The sequence below is a fragment of the Paenibacillus validus NBRC 15382 genome (genome assembly GCF_004000985.1).
In the GTDB taxonomy this organism is placed as follows: Bacteria; Bacillota; Bacilli; order Paenibacillales; family NBRC-103111; genus Paenibacillus_G; species Paenibacillus_G validus.
In genome coordinates, this window is record NZ_BIMH01000009.1 from 34,408 (window position 1) to 56,106 (window position 21,699).

General features: G+C 52.6%; 15 protein-coding genes. 2 read left to right on the top strand and 13 right to left on the bottom strand.

The window, feature by feature from the left end; translation table 11 throughout:
• Positions 1–37: 37 nt before the first annotated feature.
• Positions 38–1,036: a GPR endopeptidase gene (gene gpr / locus PVA01S_RS08810; protein WP_127606911.1), complete on the bottom strand. Its 999-nt coding sequence runs from the start codon at positions 1,034–1,036 to the stop codon at positions 38–40.
• A gap of 186 nt (positions 1,037–1,222) precedes the next feature.
• Here gpr and rpsT point away from each other — a divergent pair, with 186 nt between their 5' ends.
• Positions 1,223–1,495: a 30S ribosomal protein S20 gene (gene rpsT / locus PVA01S_RS08815; RefSeq protein WP_127606913.1), complete on the top strand. Its 273-nt coding sequence runs from the start codon at positions 1,223–1,225 to the stop codon at positions 1,493–1,495.
• Positions 1,496–1,578: 83 nt separating this feature from the next.
• Here rpsT and holA read toward each other — a convergent pair whose 3' ends face one another.
• From holA to PVA01S_RS08840, 5 genes are all read right to left on the bottom strand, one after another.
• The gene (gene holA, locus PVA01S_RS08820; RefSeq protein WP_127606915.1) at positions 1,579–2,601 is read right to left on the bottom strand and encodes a DNA polymerase III subunit delta; all 1,023 of its coding nucleotides are present in this window, start codon (positions 2,599–2,601) and stop codon (positions 1,579–1,581) included.
• Between the two features lie 291 nt (positions 2,602–2,892).
• A complete protein-coding gene (locus PVA01S_RS08825) occupies positions 2,893–4,161 on the bottom strand; it encodes an anti-sigma factor family protein (RefSeq protein WP_127606917.1) in 1,269 nt (422 codons plus the stop codon).
• A 65-nt stretch (positions 4,162–4,226) separates the two neighbouring features.
• Positions 4,227–4,787, bottom strand: a complete 561-nt coding sequence (locus PVA01S_RS08830; protein WP_054796708.1) for an RNA polymerase sigma factor — start codon at positions 4,785–4,787, stop codon at positions 4,227–4,229.
• Between the two features lie 236 nt (positions 4,788–5,023).
• On the bottom strand, positions 5,024–5,227 hold the full coding sequence (locus PVA01S_RS08835; protein WP_127606919.1) for a 2-hydroxymuconate tautomerase family protein: 204 nt from the start codon (positions 5,225–5,227) through the stop codon (positions 5,024–5,026).
• Between the two features lie 7 nt (positions 5,228–5,234).
• Entirely contained in the window at positions 5,235–6,449 is a 1,215-nt protein-coding gene (locus tag PVA01S_RS08840) for a YbfB/YjiJ family MFS transporter (protein WP_127606921.1), read from the bottom strand.
• Positions 6,450–6,587: 138 nt separating this feature from the next.
• Between PVA01S_RS08840 and PVA01S_RS08845 the strand changes: the two genes are divergently transcribed.
• Positions 6,588–7,460 carry a LysR family transcriptional regulator gene (locus PVA01S_RS08845; RefSeq protein WP_054796710.1) on the top strand — a complete coding sequence of 291 codons (873 nt, stop codon included), beginning with the start codon at positions 6,588–6,590 and terminating at the stop codon, positions 7,458–7,460.
• A gap of 64 nt (positions 7,461–7,524) precedes the next feature.
• Here the strand turns inward: PVA01S_RS08845 and PVA01S_RS08850 are convergent, their stop codons facing one another.
• The 7 genes from PVA01S_RS08850 to PVA01S_RS08880 all read right to left on the bottom strand — a co-directional run bounded on the left by PVA01S_RS08850 (position 7,525) and on the right by PVA01S_RS08880 (position 21,559).
• Positions 7,525–8,439 (bottom strand): EamA family transporter, encoded by a 915-nt coding sequence (locus tag PVA01S_RS08850; RefSeq protein ID WP_127606923.1) that lies wholly within the window; start codon positions 8,437–8,439, stop codon positions 7,525–7,527.
• Positions 8,440–8,592: 153 nt separating this feature from the next.
• Positions 8,593–9,369 carry an Ig-like domain-containing protein gene (locus PVA01S_RS08855; protein ID WP_174817572.1) on the bottom strand — a complete coding sequence of 259 codons (777 nt, stop codon included), beginning with the start codon at positions 9,367–9,369 and terminating at the stop codon, positions 8,593–8,595.
• A gap of 636 nt (positions 9,370–10,005) precedes the next feature.
• Entirely contained in the window at positions 10,006–15,594 is a 5,589-nt protein-coding gene (locus tag PVA01S_RS08860; protein ID WP_127606925.1) for a hypothetical protein, read from the bottom strand.
• A 20-nt stretch (positions 15,595–15,614) separates the two neighbouring features.
• Positions 15,615–16,688, bottom strand: coding sequence for an S-layer homology domain-containing protein (locus PVA01S_RS08865; protein ID WP_127606927.1), 1,074 nt, complete (start codon positions 16,686–16,688; stop codon positions 15,615–15,617).
• Between the two features lie 360 nt (positions 16,689–17,048).
• Complete coding sequence (locus PVA01S_RS08870) at positions 17,049–19,649, bottom strand: DNA internalization-related competence protein ComEC/Rec2 (RefSeq protein ID WP_244932928.1); 2,601 nt, start codon at positions 19,647–19,649, stop codon at positions 17,049–17,051.
• Between the two features lie 90 nt (positions 19,650–19,739).
• The gene (locus tag PVA01S_RS08875) at positions 19,740–20,252 is read right to left on the bottom strand and encodes a deoxycytidylate deaminase (protein ID WP_054796723.1); all 513 of its coding nucleotides are present in this window, start codon (positions 20,250–20,252) and stop codon (positions 19,740–19,742) included.
• 17 nt (positions 20,253–20,269) lie between these two features.
• Complete coding sequence (locus tag PVA01S_RS08880) at positions 20,270–21,559, bottom strand: homocysteine synthase (protein WP_127606929.1); 1,290 nt, start codon at positions 21,557–21,559, stop codon at positions 20,270–20,272.
• Between the last annotated feature and the right edge of the window lie 140 nt (positions 21,560–21,699).

The following is a 21,699-nucleotide window of genomic DNA, read 5'->3' on the forward strand; positions in this document are numbered from 1 at the left end:
GTAACACAATTGTGCGTGCCTCCCGCTCATACCGATGCTAGTGCGTGTAAGCCGATACATTGTCCACATCAACCGCTTCATGGAGCGCGGCGTTCAGGCCGCTGGCGATGATGTTGGCGATATCCTCGATAAATTGGTCGATTTCCTTCGGCGTCACGAGCAGATCGTGACCTAACGGATTCAACACCTCTTTGACGAGCTCAAGCCGTTCCTGCTCCTGCATCGTATCCATTAAACCGAGGATTTGTCCGGTGTTGGACGTTTGCCGCGCAAAATGGGCATGCATCAAGTCAAAGGCGTTGTTGACGATCGTGCTGGCGTAAACGACTGTCGGAACGCCGATGGCGATGACCGGCACGCCGAGCGCATCGAGCGTCAGCCCCTTGCGCTTGTTGCCGATGCCGGAGCCGGGATGGATGCCCGTGTCCGCGATCTGGATCGTCGTGTTTACCCGCTCGAGCGAACGGGAAGCCAGTGCATCGATGGCGATGACAAGATCCGGCTTGGACCGTTCAACGATGCCCTGCACAATATCGCTCGTTTCAATCCCGGTCGTGCCGAGTACGCCGGGCGCCACCGAGCTGACCGGCCGATAGCCGGGACTGACTTGACCCGGCATCAGTTCAAAGTAGTGGCGGGTAACCATCACGTTCTCAACGACCATCGGACCGAGCGCGTCGGGGGTCACATTCCAGTTGCCGAGTCCGATGATCAACACGCTGGCATTAGCGGGAACATTCAGCTTGAGTAGAAATTTTTCAAATTCACGGGCAAACACGGTCGCGACGCGGTCCTGCAGATCGCTGTCTTTTTTGCGCAGCTCGGGAACATCGATCGTAATGTAATGCCCCGGCAGCTTGCCGATCGCCCGGGAGCCTTCCTCCGACGTGATGTCGATCAGGCTGACCCGGATGCCCTCCTCGTCTTTGCTGGACGTATGTACGCCGGGAATGGCCGAGCCGGAGGCGGAAGCCAAGTCGTGAGCTTCTAACGCGAGGTCCGTTCGCACCGAATACGCGCTTAAATCCAAATCCATGAACGTATCCCCTCTCTTCATCGTTTCGCTCGTATATTGTGTGATAAACAAGAGGGCGTTATACAAAATGTTCCGCTAACGGCCTGACGTTCTATTGCATTTTGATACCGCCCATGTTAGAATATCTAGAGTTGTCAACAAATAAGAACTTTGTTTGTTTGCAAGTTGTTGTAGGAGGTGAACGTCATGCCAAACATTAAATCCGCTATCAAACGCGTGAAAGTGAGTGAAAAGCGCCGTCTGCGCAACGCATCTCACAAATCCGCACTTCGTACTGCTGTAAAAGCTTTTGAAACGGCTGCAGCAGGTAGCAACGTGGAAACTGCTAAAGATGCTTTGATCGCTGCCAGCAAAAAGCTGGATAAAGCGGTGACCAAAGGTTTAGTCCATAAAAACACAGCTGCCCGCAAAAAGTCCCGCCTCGCGAAAAAGCTGAACGCGCTTGCCGCTCAAGGCTAAGCGTCCCGATACAAGCATGCGACAAACAAAAAGACCATGTGCCTTCAACAGGACACATGGTCTTTTTGTTTGCAAGAAGCCGCTCACGCCGCCGCTAACCGGAGCAAGAACAGCTCGAGCCCGAGCACCTTGTCAATCTTCCCGCTCTTCATGCGGTAGTCCAGATCGGCCAGCTGCTGAAGGATGCTCATCAGCCGCCCTGTATCGAAGCGTCCCGCCTGCCCCGCCGCAATTTTGACCGCATACGGGTGCACGCCGATTTGCCCCGCGATCTGCTGCTGCGAATAACCTTGCTGCGTCATATCCTTGACCTGCAGGATGATCCGGAACTGCCGGGCGATCAGCATGACAATCTTGATCGGCTCTTCCTTGCGCCGCAGCAATTCAGCCAGCATTGTGAAGGCGTCTTCCATTTTCATTTGAACGATATGTTCGACCATTTGAAAAATGTCTTGTTCCACGGTTTTGGTGACCAGCTGCCCCAAATCGTCCGTTGTGATAACCCCGCCGGAGCCAATATACAGCGAGCATTTCTCCACTTCTTTCACAAGCGTCTGCAGGCTTGTCCCGGCGTATTGAATCAATTGCTCCGCTGCTCCCGGCGCGAACGAGAAGCCTGCCTTATCGGCCTGCTGCTGCAGCCATTGCGTGAGCTCCGCTTCGCCCAGCATCCCGCAGGGAACGAGCCGGTCGGCATCCTTCAGCGCCTTGACGATTTTCTTGCGCTCATCCAGCTTGTCCGCGCTCACCGTCAACACCAGGACGGTAAATTCAGCGGGGGCTTTCAAATAGGCGGTCAACCGGTCCATGTTATGCTCGACCTTCCCGCTTTCCTTGGCCCCGGTTAAAAAGGCGGCGCCGGAAGCCACGACCAGCTTGCGTTCCGCCAGGAAAGGCAGCGTCTCCGCCTCTTCGATCACCGCGTCGATCGGCGTCTCCGCCAAATCGTATCGCCCTACCGCAAACGCCCGCTGTTCGGGCTCGATCAAATGCTCGGTCAGCCGCTGCACGAACTCCTGGATCAAATAGCTTTCCGAGCCGTAACAGACGTAAACAGGCGCAAATTGGCCCTTCGCGATTTGTTTTAACGCTTGCTTGTACTCCATCTTCCGCAACCACCGCTCCCGCTGCTAGTTCTCGCTTCTCATCATAACAACAACAAAGGGATTACGTCAAAGCCGCAAGCGGTTCGACCTAATCCCTTCGCCCGACACCCATCTATATAAAACACGCCGAGCAGGCTCTAGAAACCTGCCAATCAAAGCGTGATCATAGACGCGTTCGAATTCAATTGTTCGTCTGCTACATATTATACGCAGCAGCCCCCGATGTGTGCGCGAACGTTTGTGATTTCTTCCTCTTCCTCAACGTGTATCCCGCGTCTTGAAACTAGCTTGTCAGTTCATTTTAACTTCCGTTTCCGTAACGGATTGTGCTTGCATATTGATCTCGAACGTCCGCTTCCGATCGGAAATTTGAACCGTATATATCAGCTTGTGAGAGCTCCATTCGACCAGCTCGATGCGAGCGGCATCTTCCCACCGGTCGAATTTGGAACGGTATACTTCCGCTTCTTTGGCGTCCCGAATGACCACTTGATTCGCTTCGACCCTCGCATGATAAACATTGTCCGATGAGGACAGCTCGTGCACCGCCGCAGGTTCAGGATTGATAGCCATAAAGCCGAAGCTCGGTCCGCCCTTCTCCCGCGGATGCAGCTCGGCCTCACCGTCTGGAGCTGAACCCGGTTTCGCCGCTGATGGGCCGCTCGCTTCGGAATCCGGCACCGCAGGCTCCTCCGTCCCGGCACTCCCGCCCGGCGTCTCATCCGCCGTTCCCTGTGAAGCCGGCGGCGTCGCCGGCAGCTGTTCGGACGTCCCCGCACCCGCTTGAGGCGCGTCATTCTTCTGATCCGGAGCCGATGGAGCCGCCTTGGTCGCATTCGGTTTACCGGTTGGCGCAGCTTCCCCGGCTCCCGCCGGATTCAGCGCCTCGGCCTGACCGTTCTTCCCGACCTCTTGTTCGGCCCCCTTCGCTTCGCCAGCTGCCGGGCTTCCTCCGCTTGAGCCGCCCGACGCTGCGTTCCCGTCATTGAGCACCTGTCCGGTTTCGTTTGCTCCGCCTGCGTTACCGGCCGGCTGCGCTCTCGGCGCCGCCGCTTGGTCGGCTGCGGCTTTCTGTTCCGCCTTCGAGCTCAAGCTCTCGGCCAAATTGCCCGTCGTCGATCGGTCCTGCTGGAAGATGAAAAACCCGAAGATCAATCCGGCCGCGACGACGCCGCCAAGCACCGGGAATGAAACCCACTCCCGTACCTGCTGACGCCAGCTCTCCATGCGGCGCGTTCGCTTCGGCAGCTCCCTAGCCGTCGTTCGCTCGGCGTCCTGCGAAGCCGATTCTTCCGTTGCCGTACTCGTCCAAACGGCCTCTCCGCTTCCGGAAGCGGCATCCAGCCGTTCAATCGATGGCATGATTGCATCTACCAAGCTAAACGGAGGGGTCACCTTCGGCAAATTTTCCAGCTCGGTCGATAAATTCACAAGACGTTCGAACAGTTCAGAGCAATCCGGACACTGCTGCAGATGCCCAAGCATCCGGCGGTATTCGGTTTCTTCGAGATCCCGATCAAGGTATCTCTGCATCAGTTCGATCACCTCTTGACACATCATCCCCGTACACTACCTTTCCTAACGATTCGTATATCCGTTGTTGTCCTGATGGTTCACATCGCGATCTATCCCCGTACCGCATCGCTGCGTTGCTTGCGGTTGTAATCCTTCAGTATGCCCTGCAGCTGCTGTCTTGCCCGGAACAAATACGACTTCACCGTATTGATCGGCAAATCCAGCGATTCCGCGATCTCATTATAAGAGAAGTCCTGCAAATATCTCAGGACGACCACGGAACGATGGTGCTCGGGGAGCTTGTCAATCGCTTCTCGGATGTCCTGTGCGATATACGTAGACATAACTTCGTCTTCCACCGTTTTATGGTCGGTAAAGCTCAGATCGTGCTGCTCAATGGAGATCGTCGGCTTCGTTCGACGGAACTTGTCGATGCAAAGGTTGGTGACGATCCGCTGCACCCACGTTTTAAACTGGGCTTTCTCTTCGTAGGAGTTGATTTTGGTATAAATCCGGATTAACGCTTCTTGAGCGGCGTCTAACGCATCCTGCTCATTGCCCAGAATGTAATAAGCGGTTCGATAGACGTGATTCTCAATTTCTCGCAATAGGGTAATTAGAGCGTCGCGATCGCCCATCTGGGCAGCCTTGATTAACTCTGGCGCTACCACTGGGATCCCCCTCTCTTGCAACCTAATAAACGGATTCGGTTGCAAAAATGTTGCAGCCTTGTCAACAATATCAGAATATCCAATTGTGGCTGACGGTTCTTAGACGCATGATTTTCCTATATGGACACATTTTTGCTGTTCTACTTATACGCGGCAGCACCGGTTTTGTTTCGTTAAACGCACAAACAAATAAGGACCCGGGCCACATCCGCCCGAATCCTTATAGATTTCATGTCTTAGCGCCCCTGTAAGCGCCGCTTCGTCACGCTTTCGCCGCCGATGCCCCAATTGTCCGTCTCCACCTCGTCGATGACGACGACCGTCGTTTGCGGATTTTTACCGAGCACATCGACGAGCAGTTGGGTGACGCCTTGGATCAACTCCGCTTTTTTCTCCGGCGTAACGTTTTCGTTCGTAATTTTGATATTCACAAATGGCATGCTTTTCTCATCCTTTCAAAAATTGCTTGGATTTGCGTTCCTTTAAGGGCGCCAGCAAAAAAAGCATACCGGCCGCGACAATGCATGCCGCTCCGAACAAAGCCGTCGCGTATTCGCCCGCCTCCGCGATCAGCCAGCCGGCCGCGCCCGGACCGATAAACTGCCCGGTTCCGTAAGCCGCCGTCAGGAGGCCGACCGTTCGTCCGCTCCGCTGCGGATTCAACGCCCGGCCCCAGGATACGGCCAGCGTCACAATCCCGATAAAGGTGCCGCCGAACAAGACCGCGCTCCCTATGACCCCTGCCGGCGTCGGAAAAGCTACAGGCATGACGATGCCTATCGATTGTACGGCCAATGCGGCAGCAAGCGCATAACGGAAACCGAGGCGCTCGGCCGCATACGACCATACCCATCCCGAAGGAACGGCGGCGAGGCCGACAGCTACCCAGCTCCAGGAGGAAATCGCAGCAGCCTCGGGCAGCCGACCTGCGTAAGCGACCAGGAATGTACCGGTAACGATATAACCGAGTCCCTCTAATCCGTAGGCCGCAAGCAGCCGCCCATCCCATCCTTGCCGCAAGTCATAGCGCCTGCCGGCGGGAAGAGACGCAGGCGAGGACGGCGCCGTTTCCGTCCGCTCCGCCGGTACGTCGCGCAGCCAGCGCCAAGCCAGCGCGACCCCCGGCAGGCTGATCACGCCGAGCCCCCACCAAGAGCCCTTCCAGCCGAACGCTGCGTAGAGGAAGGGCACGGCGAGGCCGGCCAGCGTGATCCCTAAGCCGACACCGGTGTACAAAGAACTGACGGCCGCGGAAGCGCGCTTCTTGAGGGACCAAACGTCCATCACGAGACTTGAAGCGTAGATGAACAGGAAGGCGCTCGCCGCTCCGGAGACGAAGCGCAGCACGTGCCAGATGGGGATGGATTCCACAGCCGCCACGAGTGCGGTCGTAGCGACGCTGACCAGCAGCCACGACTTGATGGCGAACAGCCTGCGCCGCGACGGCGGATAGAAGGCCGCGATCAACGAACCGGCCAGATAACCCAAATAATTCGCGGATGCCAGCGTGCCGGCCTCCTTCTCCCCGATGAACCCCTGCTCCATCATCTGCGGCACAATCGGCGTAAAGGCAAATCTGCCGATCCCCATCGCTATGATCAGAACGAGGATGCCGCCGATCATCACTTTGCGCTCGCTTTGGTTGTGATTACGATTCCACACGACGCTATCTCCTTATACTCCCAAATCGGTGCAATATGTTCATTGTAGCCGATTCCTGTTATCATGAACAATAAACAATACCGATCGAGCCCATCAACAATTTTGATATCAGCACTAGACAGGAGCGTGGGTAATGCCATGGATATTTCGTTATTGCAAACTTTTCGTTCGGCGGCCGAATCCGGCAGCATTTCGAAAGCCGCCCAAATGTTAAATTACGCGCAATCCAACGTCACAGCCAAAATCAAGCAGCTGGAAGCAGAGCTGCAAACCCCGCTCTTCTACCGCCATAACCGGGGCATTACGTTGACGCCTGCCGGCCAAACGCTCCTCACCTATGCGGAACAAGTTCTCCGTTTGCTCGACGAAGCCCGTAAAGCGGTCCGGGATACGGATTCGCCGGCGGGTCCGCTGTCCGTCGGCTCGATGGAAACCGCTGCCGCCGTGCGTCTTCCAGCCTTTTTGGCCAACTATCATAGGCAGTATCCGAATGTCGATCTCATCTTAAAGACAGGTCCGACGGAAGAGCTCATCGAAGCCGTGCTGTCCTACGCTTTGGAAGGAGCCTTCGTAGCCGGCCCCGTCCGGCATCCGGAGCTTATGCAGGAGCGCGTCGTCGAAGAACGGCTGGTGATGGTAACCGCCGCTTCGCAAACTTCGACGACCTCCGCCGATCTTGCTCGAACCCGCGCCATCCTTGTGTTTCGCGGCGGCTGCACGTACCGGGCCGTCTTGAAGCATTGGCTGCTGGAAGAAGGGATCGTGCCTGTCAAAATTATGGAATTCGGCAACCTGGACGCTATTCTCGGCTGTGTGGCCGCCGGGCTTGGCGTCTCTTTACTTCCCGAATCGCTCGCCGCGAGCAAAGCGAGCGCCGAAGGCCTCATCCGCATTCACGCTATACCGGAGCGGCACCGCACGGTGGAAACCGTATTCATTTATCGCAAGGATGCGTATTACTCACCGGCTTTCCAGGCATTCGTCGCAGCGTTCAAGGCGCATTCCTTCTGAAAATAAGTAAAAACCGTTCTCCCCGATGGGGAAGAACGGTTATCGCGGCGCGATTGCCAGGATGCTATGAAGTTAGGCTTCCGAGCTTCCCTTCCATGCGGCTGTACCACTCGGAGATCACGATGCCGCCTAAGATCAGCGCCACCCCGATCCACTGCGCCGCATCCGATGATTCCTGCAGCAGCAGGCTCGAGCAGATCAAGACGACTGGCAGCTCGACGGAGCCGAGAATAGCCGTCAACCCGGTGTTTAGCTTAGGCGCGCCTTTGGCGAACAAGTACGGGGGCAAGACCATCCCGAACAAGCCCAGCACGACAGCCCACCCCCACAGCCCGTGAAGCAGTGCGCCGTTCCAAAGAAAGTGCGGAGGATACACGATCGATACGACCAACGCCGCGCCGGCCAGCATCCAGGCGCTTCGCAGCGAGGGCGGCACTTCGACGGCCACTTTACCGCTGAAATAAATAAACAGCGTATAGCAGACCGCCGAGATCAGCCCGAGCGCAATGCCGAGCCATTCGACTTTACCGGCCAGCCGTCCTTCGAGCAGTCCGGAAGCGAGCAGCGTTCCGACCCAGACGACGACGGCGCCGGACGCTTGGGGGCGTCCCGGACGTTTGCCGTGCAGCAGCCATTCGAGCGCCATCCCCATCCATGTAAATTGAAATAAAAGCAGCACGGCGAACGACGCGTCCAGATGCTGCAGGGATTGATAATAAAAGATGCCCGTTAATCCGGTAAATACGCCGCTGCCGATCATTTTCAGCATCGAAATGACGGAGATCTCCCGAATGCGATTCCAGTACGGGGCGGAGAGCAGCCACATCGCAGCACATCCCAGCAGCACTTGACTTCCTGTCACTTCCGCCGCCGTAAAGCCGCCTGCATAAGCCAGTTTCACGACAGTGGACAATACGCCGTAAGAAGCTGCGCCCAGAAGCACGTAAACGACCGCTTTCCAGCGATTGTTTTTCTCCATGATTGATCCTTCTTTAGAAATGTTCCCTCACCCACCCGCGAAGCTTCCTCCGACTTCGAAAGAACCCCACAAGTGAGAAATATAACAGAAAAAAACTGGGAAAACAAGAGAACTGCTGTCCGGGTAAAACAGGCTATACGTCATGATGCGCGATTAATGGCGAATTTGATTGACGATCACGTCGAAGACAGACCCCTCGATACGGATCGGCACGTCGTATGTTAGATGGAGTCCGTTGGACCATTGCACGTTGAACCGGAAAGTTTGGGAGCCTTGCGCCAGCGTGTACGGATGCTCGGTGTTCAGCAGCATTCCTTCGTACAACACCAGGAAGGAATCCCCTGTCAAATCGACCGATTCGCCGGTAGCAAGCAGTGTCGCCGTTACGGCCAGCGGTTTCGTCGAGCTTGTTCCGGTATCGGTCACATCTGCCGCCAGCACAAACGCTTCGCCCGCCCAGAACATATCCGAACCGCGAGGCTGCAGCGGAAACCTGGAGTTCCACAATTGCCGGTAGCTTTCCCACTCCGGGGTGTGGCTTACACGTCCGGCAAGCCCGAGCGGCAAGGCGTAGAACACGTACGTTTGCTGATACGATCCGCCGTTACCGTCATTCACAGTTAGTCGAAACGTATAGGTACCGCGGGCCAGCGGCCCGTGCGAGAACGCCTTCGGCTCTCCGGAAGGAACGCCGGACCATTGGATCAAATTCACGTAAGCGCCGCCGTTATAGCTGCTTTCGACTTGAACGTTCATCGAATCTCCGTCGGGGTCCGCGACCGCGACCGTAAACGTCGGCGTATCGTGCTCGTAGATCGGCGTGTCAAAAGCGAGCAAGCCCGTAGGTCCTCGGTTGATAAACATCCAAGCTTCCGGCGACCAGTCCGATGCTGTACCATATTGATTGGAATAGGTAAGGGTTTGATACAATCTCCGCCTTTTCCCCTCCACCACACCGTGCATGCGCGTTTCCGCGCACACGGCGTTCCATCTTCTCTTGGAAAGAAGACTTGGGGCTGTTCCTCCATACCCATTACAGGTACTTCATGAGTCGTGCCCCTGCTCTCACAAGGGTAACTGCACTTCGACTTACAGGTCTTATAGCAGCCGTCCCGAATGGCAGTTCGATGCATGGACGTCCCTTGCTTTCCTTGTTCCTTGTATCCTAGCTATCCTATGCAGGCCTTAGGTGCTGCCTCTGAGACTGTGGGCCGGATGCCGCCATCGTTCGGCATAGCGAATTTCCTATAGGACATTCGTACTTTTCGCCGCCCACACCAACGCAGGGTTGGTCCATATGTTTCCATATGTCAAGTGTATAGCCCCGTACATTCGGCAGTTTGTCAGACCGTTCGGTCATGCTCACCATAGCCTGCTTTTCAGCCGTCCGGCATATCGGTCCGCATACCTTCTCTTATCGAGCGGCTCCAGCTTACCTTCTGCCGACTTCACCTGGCGTCATACGGCAAGCGCTGCCCGCTTCCCGCATGCAGGAGTATTAACGAGATGGTTTCAGGAAACATGGATCCCTCATTCCCATCTTCGGATACAAAGTTGGATTTGATATCAAATCCCCGCATTTCCCGTATGGCACGGTTGTAGCGGAACAAGTCGCACATCCCACACTTTCACTCTCACACGCAGCTTTTGACCGGCAGGGAGATCTTCATTAAAATTGTAGCGGTTCGACACACTTGTGGTTCCGACACAAACGCCTCCCGACCATCGCTGACATACTTTACCGCTGTCTTTGATCGTGACGGTCTGATCGGCATTTGTAATTTGGAGCTGCATGTACATATAGGTTGTTCCAGGATCAGAATCGGTTTGGGCAAATATAAGATCGGGTCGTACTGTGTTTTTCAAAGTCGGGCTGCTTTCGGTTCCCCACGGATCGCTCATATAGGCGGAAGGCGGGCTGTTCGTCGACATCCAGCCGATGCCGCTCCATGGAGAGGCTAAATTGCCGTCATCGACAACTTGCACCTGCGCTTGATATTTCCTCCCCATCACCAGCGGTACGTCCATCGTCCACGCCCAAGATGTGTTTTGCGTGTACATGGCTCTGTTGGAGAGACATTCGATACAATTCCCCCACTCGTCTTTTACTGTTAGATTAAAGACGCTGAAGGTCGTATTCGGATCAGGGTCCCACTGGTTCCAAGTGATGGTCGGTTTCAAGCTTACCGGCGTTGGTGAAGCATAAGTGCCTGTCGGGAAAGTTAAAGCAACAGCAGGCGGGTTATTCGGTGCAGGCTCCAGCCAGATGAAAACCTCGTGCCAATCGCTCCAAGCCCCATATTCGTCCTTGACCGCTTGTCTGACCGTATACCAACCCCATTCTGTCGGCCTTGACAGCTGACCGTTGATCGTCGCGCCGCTTGGGGTCGTGTAGGTCCGTTTGTACTCGATAACTCCTCTGTTTGTGCGGTAATCGATACCGGTAGCTTCGGTCGAGTAATTCGACGGGCTAAGCCATCTGTCAGGGTCGTAGGATGCATCCTGCCATGCCACGCTTTTATCCGCATTGATTGTCAACGTAAAGAACGAAACCGGCCTGCGATGTATCGTGACGTAAGTGCTCGACAAATCCGAGTATTTGCGGTAAGCAGCAAATGTATTGTCCGGATACTTGTAACCAGCCGGGGCCGGATCGTCGGGGATCTGATAATCGATTTTGTACGTCCCGACCTTATCCAGCACTGCATAAGGTGATGTTACCGTATGGCCGTTTAGCGATGAGATTCCAGAGTAACCATCCCCTGCATCTAGAAATTTATTCGGCTCGGTGTGCGTGTAAGTCCATCTTGTCATGTTTTCAATCGCAGGATCATTCTCTAGATCTGAATAGCTTTTGACATAATCGAGCTGCGTCCCTACGATGCCGACATTTTGAAGCTGGTTGTTGTTGCCGATGTACTTCGTTGTTGAGAGCCCTTTAATAAGCACATAAGACGTTTCCGAGAAGGGCCCAAAAGAACCGCTTGTGAAAGTCGAATCTTGCACATCCAGCAATGGTACGCCGTTTATGTACCCCCGGATACGATTGCCGTTCAGTTTGATTTTCATGTCATAGTAATTACGATATGAAATCGCATAACCGACTTCACCAAGCGTTGTTTTTACGCCATTTACGATTTTCACGATCCGCACCTTATTTGTAGCTAACTCCAACCGGTACATATTGAGGTGGTCAGCCATTCTTGCAGAAATACCCACGGAAGGTTCACTTGCAAAGTTGTTATAGTTGAATTTGACCTTTTGTGAAATTTCCCCGTTATCCAATGTTTCGGCTTCGTTGTAGAACTGACCATAGTTGAAAGATTCAGCGCCTACAGCGGGAGGGGTAAAATCGGTCTTTCGTACCTCAAAGTTGGTGCCATAGGGGTAAAAGAAGTAAAGCTTGCCGTCCTCTAACATAATCGGCGCAACACCAACAGGGAAAGTAGGATCAGAAAGTTCTTGCTTAATCAGTTGATTACCCCTAATGTCGAATAAATAATAAATAGGATTGGTAGAGTTATTCCAGGAATTAATAAATCTATCTATCAAAACTACTTTTCCATCCCTAGTTACCATTATTCGATTGTCAGACATCGGGTAAATATCCTTTTGACCAGAAGATACGTATTCTTTATCAAAATAATAATGACCTGTTTTTTGAGGTAAACCTATAGGTGTTTTTGACTTCAGATCATAAAAATTGATGAAGATGTCATAATGTATAAAAGTATAATCCTCTGTCCTTGTATGTGTGAAATAAATCATCGTATCCCCGAAAAACTTGATTCCTTGGGCATCGGGCAGACTGACAACCAACTCACCGGAGGGTCCGTAAATCTTTTTAGCGGTTTTGGTTCCCTCTTTGACAAAGGAATATTTCTGTACTACAGGTTTCTTTTCGGGTGGTATATAAAACACATTGGACGGTGGGGGTGTGGCCTGATCGAAATATCCTATAGTTTCCGCACGCTGCCATACAGGGGCAGGCATATTAGTCGTCCCGGACGCTCCCGCCATCGCCAAATCTGAAATTCTATATACCAAACTTGTTACTTTCCACACCCATAGGCCACTTTCAGTTACATCGTATTTTGTGATATACCAAACACGATCTTGCTCTACATCGTAACCTCCAATTTGAATGTTATAATTGGTGCTCCATCGAGCGGCTTGGTAGTACCCTGATCCAGCCCAATTAGGGTTTGTGAAATAAACGCTATCCCAGGCTTTCACCCCAATCAAGTTTGGCGAAAGAACGTCAGGTCCGCCACAATACTGAGATGCGCAACTAAAGGAATACTTTGTAAAATTGGGCACACCAACGGGCGGAGTATGCAAATCAACAGGTGCCGTAGGAGTTTCTAAAGCGTCCTCCCCGGGATTGTATACATATTCCTTATTTGCTTTTACACCCTCATAAACGGTCGAAGTTTTCCAGTTATTTATGAGATCAGAAGTCGAATAGCTTTTGGTTACGATTTCAGGCGGGAAGAAGTCGGAACCTTGAATATAAAAGCTGGCTTCCGGCGCTTCGTTCACAACCTCGAACTGAAAATCTTTCTGGTCCGATTTCTGATACCCAACCCCCTCTTTAATGAAAATGCGAATGTTGTATTTACCTATCTTAGTTGGTGTGTAAGAGAAGTTTCCTGCTGCATCTGTCGTTACTGCCCATGAACTTTCCCCAGAAAACGAACCATCATTGTTACTGTCGTAAGACATGGTGAGCGTATGCACACTTATTGGGTCATCATCCGGGCTGTACGAAGTATCCTTGAAATTAATTGCAGATCCTCGAATACCGTACCCAGGATTATTCAGTCTTGCCACAGGAGGTAAATCTGGTTGTACATTTAAGGTTGCCTCAGCCGGTGCTGTAGATCTGATTCCGCCGCTATCTACAACCGACAAAGTGATAGGATACCCTCCGGCTGTAGGGTAAATAGCTAGTTTACCGGTCCAGTCATACTGTACAATCGTACGATCTTTACGCGGCGAATAGCTGTCCGCGCCACTAATGTCCGGCGTAAATGGTCTGCCCTCAATGACCTTCGGCGGCAACGTGATAACAGGTATTGGCGGCGGATTCTCCGGCACTACTTTCAATGTAACGCGCTTGGGTCCGGTTACCGCGCCGCGTTTATCGATGGCCGTGACCTCGATGGTGTGTGTGCCTTCGACATCGGCAACAAACGGACCAAAGTGATCGCCATAATCCCAAAGATCATGCTTTCCCTTTAGACCTCTGATCCATGCACTGGAGCTGCCCTCCCAATTCCAATAATAGATGACGGGATCTCCATCCGGATCATACGGGGTTTTAGGGTTTGTCGTAGGATCATTTACCACGCCCAGATCAACCCTATTTCCTACAATGACTTCTTGTATTGGAGGATAACCAGCGGTGTTATACCCTTGGAAAAATGAACCATCAAACACAGGTGGACTGTTATCCGGATCCTTCGTTATTTCGAACGTCTTGGGAGTAACTATTTTTATTGTCCCGCAGGTACTCTTAATTTGCATGGTAACGCTAACCGTTCCTGCCCCCATGCTTTTCGGGTACGGCGGCCCCGAGAAGTTTACGGAATAGAGATAACCGTTTTTATATGTCTGAGTCAAGCTGCCTTGAGTTAAGGTATAGCTCAATTCAGCAAGTGAGCAGCCGTTTCCTCCTGTAACCGTAACGTTTTTGTTGTTGATGAGATTGCTTTCGCCGAATTTCATCGTTGTCTTTTCCAATACGAGTTCGCCAGTTATTACTTCCGGTGGAGAATCTTGATCACATGTTGCGCTCGGCGTATAGGTTTCAATGATGACATTATTATCTTCTCGATCCTCCGAAATGTTATTTTCAGAATCAAACGTAATCGTTATAGATTTAGCAACGGATGATGAGAATGTATAACTGAACGTCCTTCCCCATTTCAAGCCGGTCGTGTAAGTCCCATTGAAATCATCCGTTCGTAAAACGGTAGAATCGACCTTGATTTGAACCTTAAACGGCGTTGAAATATCTTGACCAATCACTCGAAACGAATATTCAAAATTAACGATATCCCCGGCTATAAAGCAAGCTTTGTCAGCGGTTAGCTTATCTGCTACGATGTCAGGCTTGGTTGGTATTTGATACGTGATGTCAAAGTAGCCTTGGTAGAGATAGGTTTCCCCTTCCCACTCGGTGTCTACTTCCATGAAGTAATTTCGAAGCTCCGCATATTGCTTGGTAGTGTCTGGAAAAGCTTCATAATCGACTACTTCTTCTAAATTATTCGATAAGTGTCGAAATACTTTAACCATACCTTTGTTATTTGCAGATGCCCCCCAATCGAAAGGGGTTGGAAGGGGAACAGAACGTGAATCTGGTTTAGAACTTGCTCTTGAAATGCGAATGTTTACAACATTACTGCTAGCTATTGGAGTATCAAACCCTATACCTCCCTTTGTCTCATAAAACTTTGTTGGCGGCTCCGCTTCATACGCAGCTGTAGCAGCTGCTCCCCTTCCGTTCCAATCAGGGGCTACACCGTCCGTTCCATTGTACCGCAAGTCGCGGCCATTAAGAGGAGGACCCGAATCATAGGATTGGGGCGTGTTTGATGCCAAAGCTTGATCCGGTTGACGAATATATCCGGTCGAAGGTACTGTGCCAGGATAGTCACTTGCACCATCCCCGTTAGTATCCGTTGATGAGTCAGCATCAAATTGCCATATCGCTGTTTTTTCCCCTTTATGCTCCCATCTTTTCCCGCTGGGCAGCCTATAGATGTAATGACCCGGATTGGTATCCATTTTTCCGTAAACGGTTTGCTGCTTACCATCCAAATTATTAATGGACAAGCTATACCCGTTTAAGGTTGCGACCGAGGATTTATCAGCGCCATGAAACATAAACTTCCACGATGTGATATTACCTTTAACTAAAGAACCCACATCCACATTCACGGATTTTCTGGTATCCTTTGAGTACATCATAGGAATCTCGGCACTTGATCCCGTTGTGTTGGAGCTGGAAAAATCAACAAAAACTCGAACGCTCTGCTCTGTAGCGGCGTTTGCAGACGGAATCAAATCCAGCGGAAGACAAGAAGTCACAAAGGTTATAAGAACGATATAACGTATCGCTTTGAATATAAGTTTTTTATAAGCCATTGAAATACCGCCTTTGTGAACTACTCGTTGTACGTAAGATCCAATTGTTTAGATGGTAAGTGAATCTCAATAAGAGGCTTTTTACCTTGGTTTAACATTGGATCAAATACATCTCTCTCGAACCTAAAACCTATCCATCCAGAGTATTCTCCATCTTTATTCGTTTTGAAATTTACAATGTTGTCTTGACTAGCCTTCGCTCTATTTCCAAGTAGAGTAGATATCATTTGACGAGGCCAAATAATATTTTCTTCTTGTGTAGCTTTATTCTTTAAAGTAATGTACGCCCCCATAACATAAGGGTATCCCCAATAGTCGGAAGCCATTTCCTCATAAAGATTGAAATATGCAGAATCAGGCTTCTTTGTATCAACAACAACCATCTTGTGAATCGTTAACTCCAAATGGTCGTTAATTTTTTCAGTAACAGGAAGCGTTTTGATCCTCATATTCCACACGGTTTCAAAGTTGCTGCCGCGCAGATCAATTTCCGCAAAACTGGCGGCAGCTTGATCAACCTGTAGCTTCTCCCCGTTATTCACCTTCAAGATCCGGTCGATGATCGTAACGGATTGCGCCCTCGTTGTGGGCGCATCGACGGCCAGTTCGCCATTGGCCAAACCTTGAATCAAGCCGGTCTTCGTCGCATTGAACATGACTGAAGCATTGTCGATATTGAATTCCTTCTTCTGCAGATCTGCATCCGTTGCGCGTACCGCAATGCGGGACATTTCCAGCCGCGTGATCGGCGCGTTCCAGTCTTCCGTAGCAAAGTCTCGGTCCCGCGTGATTCCCGCATCCGTGAGTGCCTTAACATAGGCTTTGTACCAGCCCGAACCTTGCTCAACCGAATCCAACTTGAGTTTTAAAGCTGTTGCCGTCATCTTCATGAACTCGGCACGGCTAACGCTTTGTTCAGGCTTAAACGAACCGTCAGGGTATCCATCCACAACTTTGAGTTGAATGGCCTTGTTAATCGCATCAGCGCCCCAATGTCCAGCCGTATCAGAAAAACTCGCCCGACTTTTCTCAATGCCAACGTATAGTCCCAATACTGCAACGATCGATAACGAAATAATTCCTTTTTTCCACATAATTATTAGCTCCTTTAGTAATCAATTATTGAGCGGCCAATAAACCCGGCTAACGTTTTGCTCAGATTTAATAGTGCCATCGATGTAGCCGTCAATATACTTTTTCATCAATCCCCTGATGGATTTGATCGTCAGCCCAATGCCCGTCCACTTCGCTCAAAGTCGTTTCAGTTACATAAATAGACAATATCGATGCGTTCATCGTTAAAAAGACAAGTACTGCGATATTGGATTGTTGTCGTTTTTACTCGATAATATCGATATCACCCTCAACATAAAATCCGATTTAACCCTTTCTTTCGATCGGAATATATGGGTATTTTATCCTAATTTACACATTCCTTCAATCCACTTGTCACCTCATTCCAACTTCCGGCGAACGGAGATTTGCCCCTCCTTCACCATCATTTGCACCTCCCCGTGGCGGTCCGTTCGGTGAATCAGCGTACCGCGGCTGCTTAACCGCTCCGTCACCTGCGGACTCGGGTGCCCGTACACATTGTTCGCTCCGGCGGAGATGACCGCTTGTTTCGGTCGCCAAGCTTCCAACCATGGGTCAGCGGTTGACGATTTACTTCCGTGGTGGGCGACTTTCAACACATCGATCGGCTGATCCAGCAAGTGCAAGCCTTCCCCCTGCTCCGGAGGCAGTGCGGACCAATGTTCCAGCAGCTCCAGTTCCTGCTTCACTCCGATATCTCCCGTAAAAAGCCATCGCGTTCCGCCCATCTTCATCATGAATACGAGCGAGATCGGATTTTGATCGGATTCCAACCGGACCGTGGTGCGTTCCGGCTGCGTCATCTCACCGAAGGGAAATAAAAATAACAGCTCGGTATCCGCCCCGACCTTCAGCCTGTCTCCGGCTTGTACCGGGACAAGCTGGGTACCCCGATCAAGTGCCGTTTCAAACAACTGCTTCACCTTCGGGATCGGCTTCAACGTTCCGTTAAACAGCAGCCTTTTCACCGGAATGTCTTCCAGGACCGCCTGCAGCCCCCCGAAATGATCCTCGTCCTGATGCGTCACGATGAGCTCGTCGATCTGCTGGATGCCGCGCTTTTTCAGAAGCGGCACGAGCGTTTTGCGGCCGATCTCATACGGGTCTCTCCGCTCCTTCCATGATTCCCCGGGCTTGCGAAACGACACCGTTCCCCCGCCGTCGACCAGGATATGTCTGGCCTCTCCAGGAGAATGGATCAAGATGCTGTCCCCTTGTCCGACGTCAATAAACTGCACCTTGCCCTGCCGCGAATATTCCTGCAGCGGACGGTACCCTGCCCACAACACCAGCCCTAAGCCAATGACAGCCCCAGGCAGCAGGACACGGCGGTTCCATCGATGCAAGCGTGTTTTCCAGTGCATAACAAGAACCGAATCCAGCATAGGCCCGCTGTCTTCCGAAGCGGATTCAACTTGCTGCTTCCTTTGCAGCCCCAGCCATACAAGCCCCGCCAGCCCTCCGTAATAGAAGACCATCCAACCGACGGTTGGACTGGGCCAAATCGTCTGAAACAACCGCAGCTCGCTGCACCAAGTCACAACCGCAAATAACAGCCCGTTGACCTTCTCCACGATCCAGGCCAGTATGCCGCCCGCCTCCATAGACACGAATCCAAGCAGCATGGCAACCGTTCCGACCGGCATGACAACTAGACTGAAAACCGGAACGAGCGCCAAGTTGGCGGCAAAGGACAGCAGCGAAAATTGATTGAAATAATAGATCGTCAGCGGAAACGATACGAATTGTGCGACAAGCGTGATCGACAAGGCGTCGCGCAGCTTCACATTCGTGACCGGAAGCAGCTTGCTCACCTTCGGCACAAGAACGATAATGCCGATCGTCACGAGAAACGAGAGCTGAAAACTGACATCGGTCAAGTAATAGGGATGCCACGCGAGCATGGCAAGTCCGGTGATGAACGCGAGGTTCAGGCCGTCCTTCAACCGGTTACGGTAAGCCGCGTACAGGCCGATCATCGCCATCATCCCGGCGCGGACGATGGAAGGAGAGCCCCCGGTTGCCGCTATATAGAGCGGGATAAAGCCCATCGCCGTCCACAGATAGGTCTCACGGGTCAATCCGATGCGCCGCAGCAGCCAGATCAGGCAGCCTAGAAAGATCGCTACGTTTAATCCGGAAATCGCAATAATATGCGTCAAACCAAGCCGGGAAAAAGCGTCGAATTGCTCCGGGTCGATCTCATCCGTCAAGCCGATCAGCATGCCTTTCATAAAGCCGCTTTGTTCTTCGGGAAACAACGCGTCCACTTTCGAAGCGAGCGCGTCCCGAAAACGGTCGTTCCACCTCCCGAGCCGCCACACTCCCCAATCGCCGCGACCTGGGGCCGTCACGACGATTGCTTCCGTTCCTTTGACGGTCAACTGCCAATGAATATGGTGCATATACAAATATCGCCGGTAATCAAACGCGCCGAAATTGCGTGCCTCTGACGGCCGTTTCAGCGTTCCCGTCATTTCAATCCGGTCCCCGCGCCGCCAGCTCGCAGCCATGAGCTGTTCCTCCTGCTTCAACAAGCGTACGGACACCTGCAGCTTCTCGCCCCTAGCTTCACCGCCCTCCTCACCTACCCTTTGCGCGTCCGGCAGCTTAACCGATTCCGCCACCGCCTGAAAGGAAACGCGATCTCCGTCCACCATTACCGGCGTCACAAGGCGACCGCGGAAAGCGACCTGCTCCACCTGCTCGGCGGCCGGAGCGATAAGGGTCCGGTTTCGATCATCGTACGCCCCATACCAGCCGGCAGCCGTCAGCACGGTAACCGCGGCAAGCAGCCACATCCAGCCTCTCGGCTTCGCCGCCGCAAGAAGCGCGCTGAACGCGATACCGGCTAAGGCCATATATATCCCTGCGGTTTGCAGACCCCACACGTACGCCAATACATAGCCGAGCGTCCAACACAGCACGATCAGAACGACCGGTCTTTCGGCCAAACCCAAGTCCCATCTCCCCCTGCATAAGCAACAAAAAGAACCTCCCGTCATTCGCCTGTCGGCAAATCATTGGAGGTTCTTCCTCTTGGCAATCGATTAATTTTTCACTTCGGCCAACGTACCGGACGGCGGTTCATATTCTGCCATACGCCGGAACGTCAATCCTTTTTGGGCCATTAACGCGCTGACTTTCTCGCTGTCCTTCGGATACGCCCGATGGTACACGATCTCCACAATGCCGCTGTTCGCCAGCATGTTGGCACACGTCCAGCACGGTTGATCGGTCACATACACGCTGGAGCCTTCCCGGTCCTCGCGGTCGGTGAACAGCAGCAGGTTTTGCTCCGCATGAATCGTGCGGATGCATCGCTGCTTCTTGATTACCTGCTCTCCGCTTGCTGTATCGACGAGCTCGTATTCTTCAACGAGCATGCAGCCTGCTTCCGAGCAATCCGGCACGCCCGACGGGGCTCCGTTGTAGGCGGTGCCCAGCAGTTTTTTGCCCTGCACGAGCACAGCCCCGACGTGCCTGCGGCCGCATTGCGATCGAGTAGACGCCATATAAGCGATATCCATAAAATAAGTGTCCCAGTCTTTGCGTCGAGTCATGGTCAAGCTCTTCTCCTTTACTGCTGGCTTGCTTGGATTGCTTGGTCCAAATCATAGAGGATATCATCAATCGCCTCGGTGCCGACCGATAAACGTATCATGCCTGGCAATACACCGGCCGAAGCCTGCTCCTGCTCCGAGAGCTGCTGATGCGTCGTGCTGGCGGGGTGAATGATCAGCGACTTCGAATCGCCCACGTTAGCCAGATGAGAGAACAACTGCACCGCATTGATCAGCTTCCGGCCGGCTTCGACGCCGCCCTGAATGCCGAACGTCAGAATTGCGCCCTGGCCTTTCGGCAAATATTTCTGAGCAAGCGAGAAGGACGGATGGCTTTCCAGACCGGCATAGCTGACCCATTCCACGGACGGGTGCTTTTCCAGAAAGCGGGCCACGGCCAATGCATTGGTGCTGTGCCGCTCCATACGCAGATGCAGCGTCTCGAGTCCTTGCAGCAGCTGGAACGAGTTGAACGGCGAGATCGCCGCCCCCATATCGCGCAGCAGCTGCACGCGAGCTTTGATAATATAGGCGATCGGTCCAACCGCTTCCGTATAGACGAGGCCATGGTAGCTCGGATCGGCTTCGGTCAAGCCCGGAAACTTACCGCTCGCTTTCCAATCGAAGCGGCCGCCGTCCACGATCACGCCCCCGATGGACGTCCCGTGTCCGCCGATAAATTTCGTCGCCGAATGAACAACGATATCGGCGCCGTGTTCGATCGGGCGAAGCAAATACGGACTTGGGAACGTGTTGTCGACGATTAACGGAATGCCGTGTTCGTGCGCAATTGCAGCAACCGCTTCCACATCGAACACATCGCCCCTTGGATTGCCGATCGTCTCGGCAAACACAGCTTTCGTGTTCGGCGTGATCGCTCGGCGGAAATTTTCCGGATCGGCGGGATCGACGAAATGGACGCGAATACCAAGCTTCGCCAGCGTAATCGCAAATAAATTATAAGTGCCGCCATACAGGCTGGAGGCGGAGACGATCTCATCTCCCGCTCCGGCAATATTTAAGATGGAGTAGGTGATCGCAGCTTGTCCGGATGCGGTAGCGAGGGCCGCCAGCCCGCCTTCAAGCGCTGCCACCCGCTTCTCGAAAACGTCCGTGGTCGGGTTCATTAAGCGGGTATATATGTTACCGAACTCTTTCAAACCGAACAAATTGGCCGCGTGATCCGTATCCCGGAATCCGTAGGACGTTGTTTGATACAAGGGTACCGCTCGGGATCTCGTCGTCGGATCGATTTCCTGGCCGGCATGAACAGCTAACGTTTCCAAAGCAAGCTTGCGTTCTGACATGAGTGCAAATCCTCCTTCAAATTGGCATGAATTGGATGAGAAACAACTCTATTGTCGCACATCTCTCGCAAAAACGAAAGCAGGCACCGCGTTAGAAACGTCCGGACCGGCCATATTTCCAAAATGATTAAAAGCAAGGC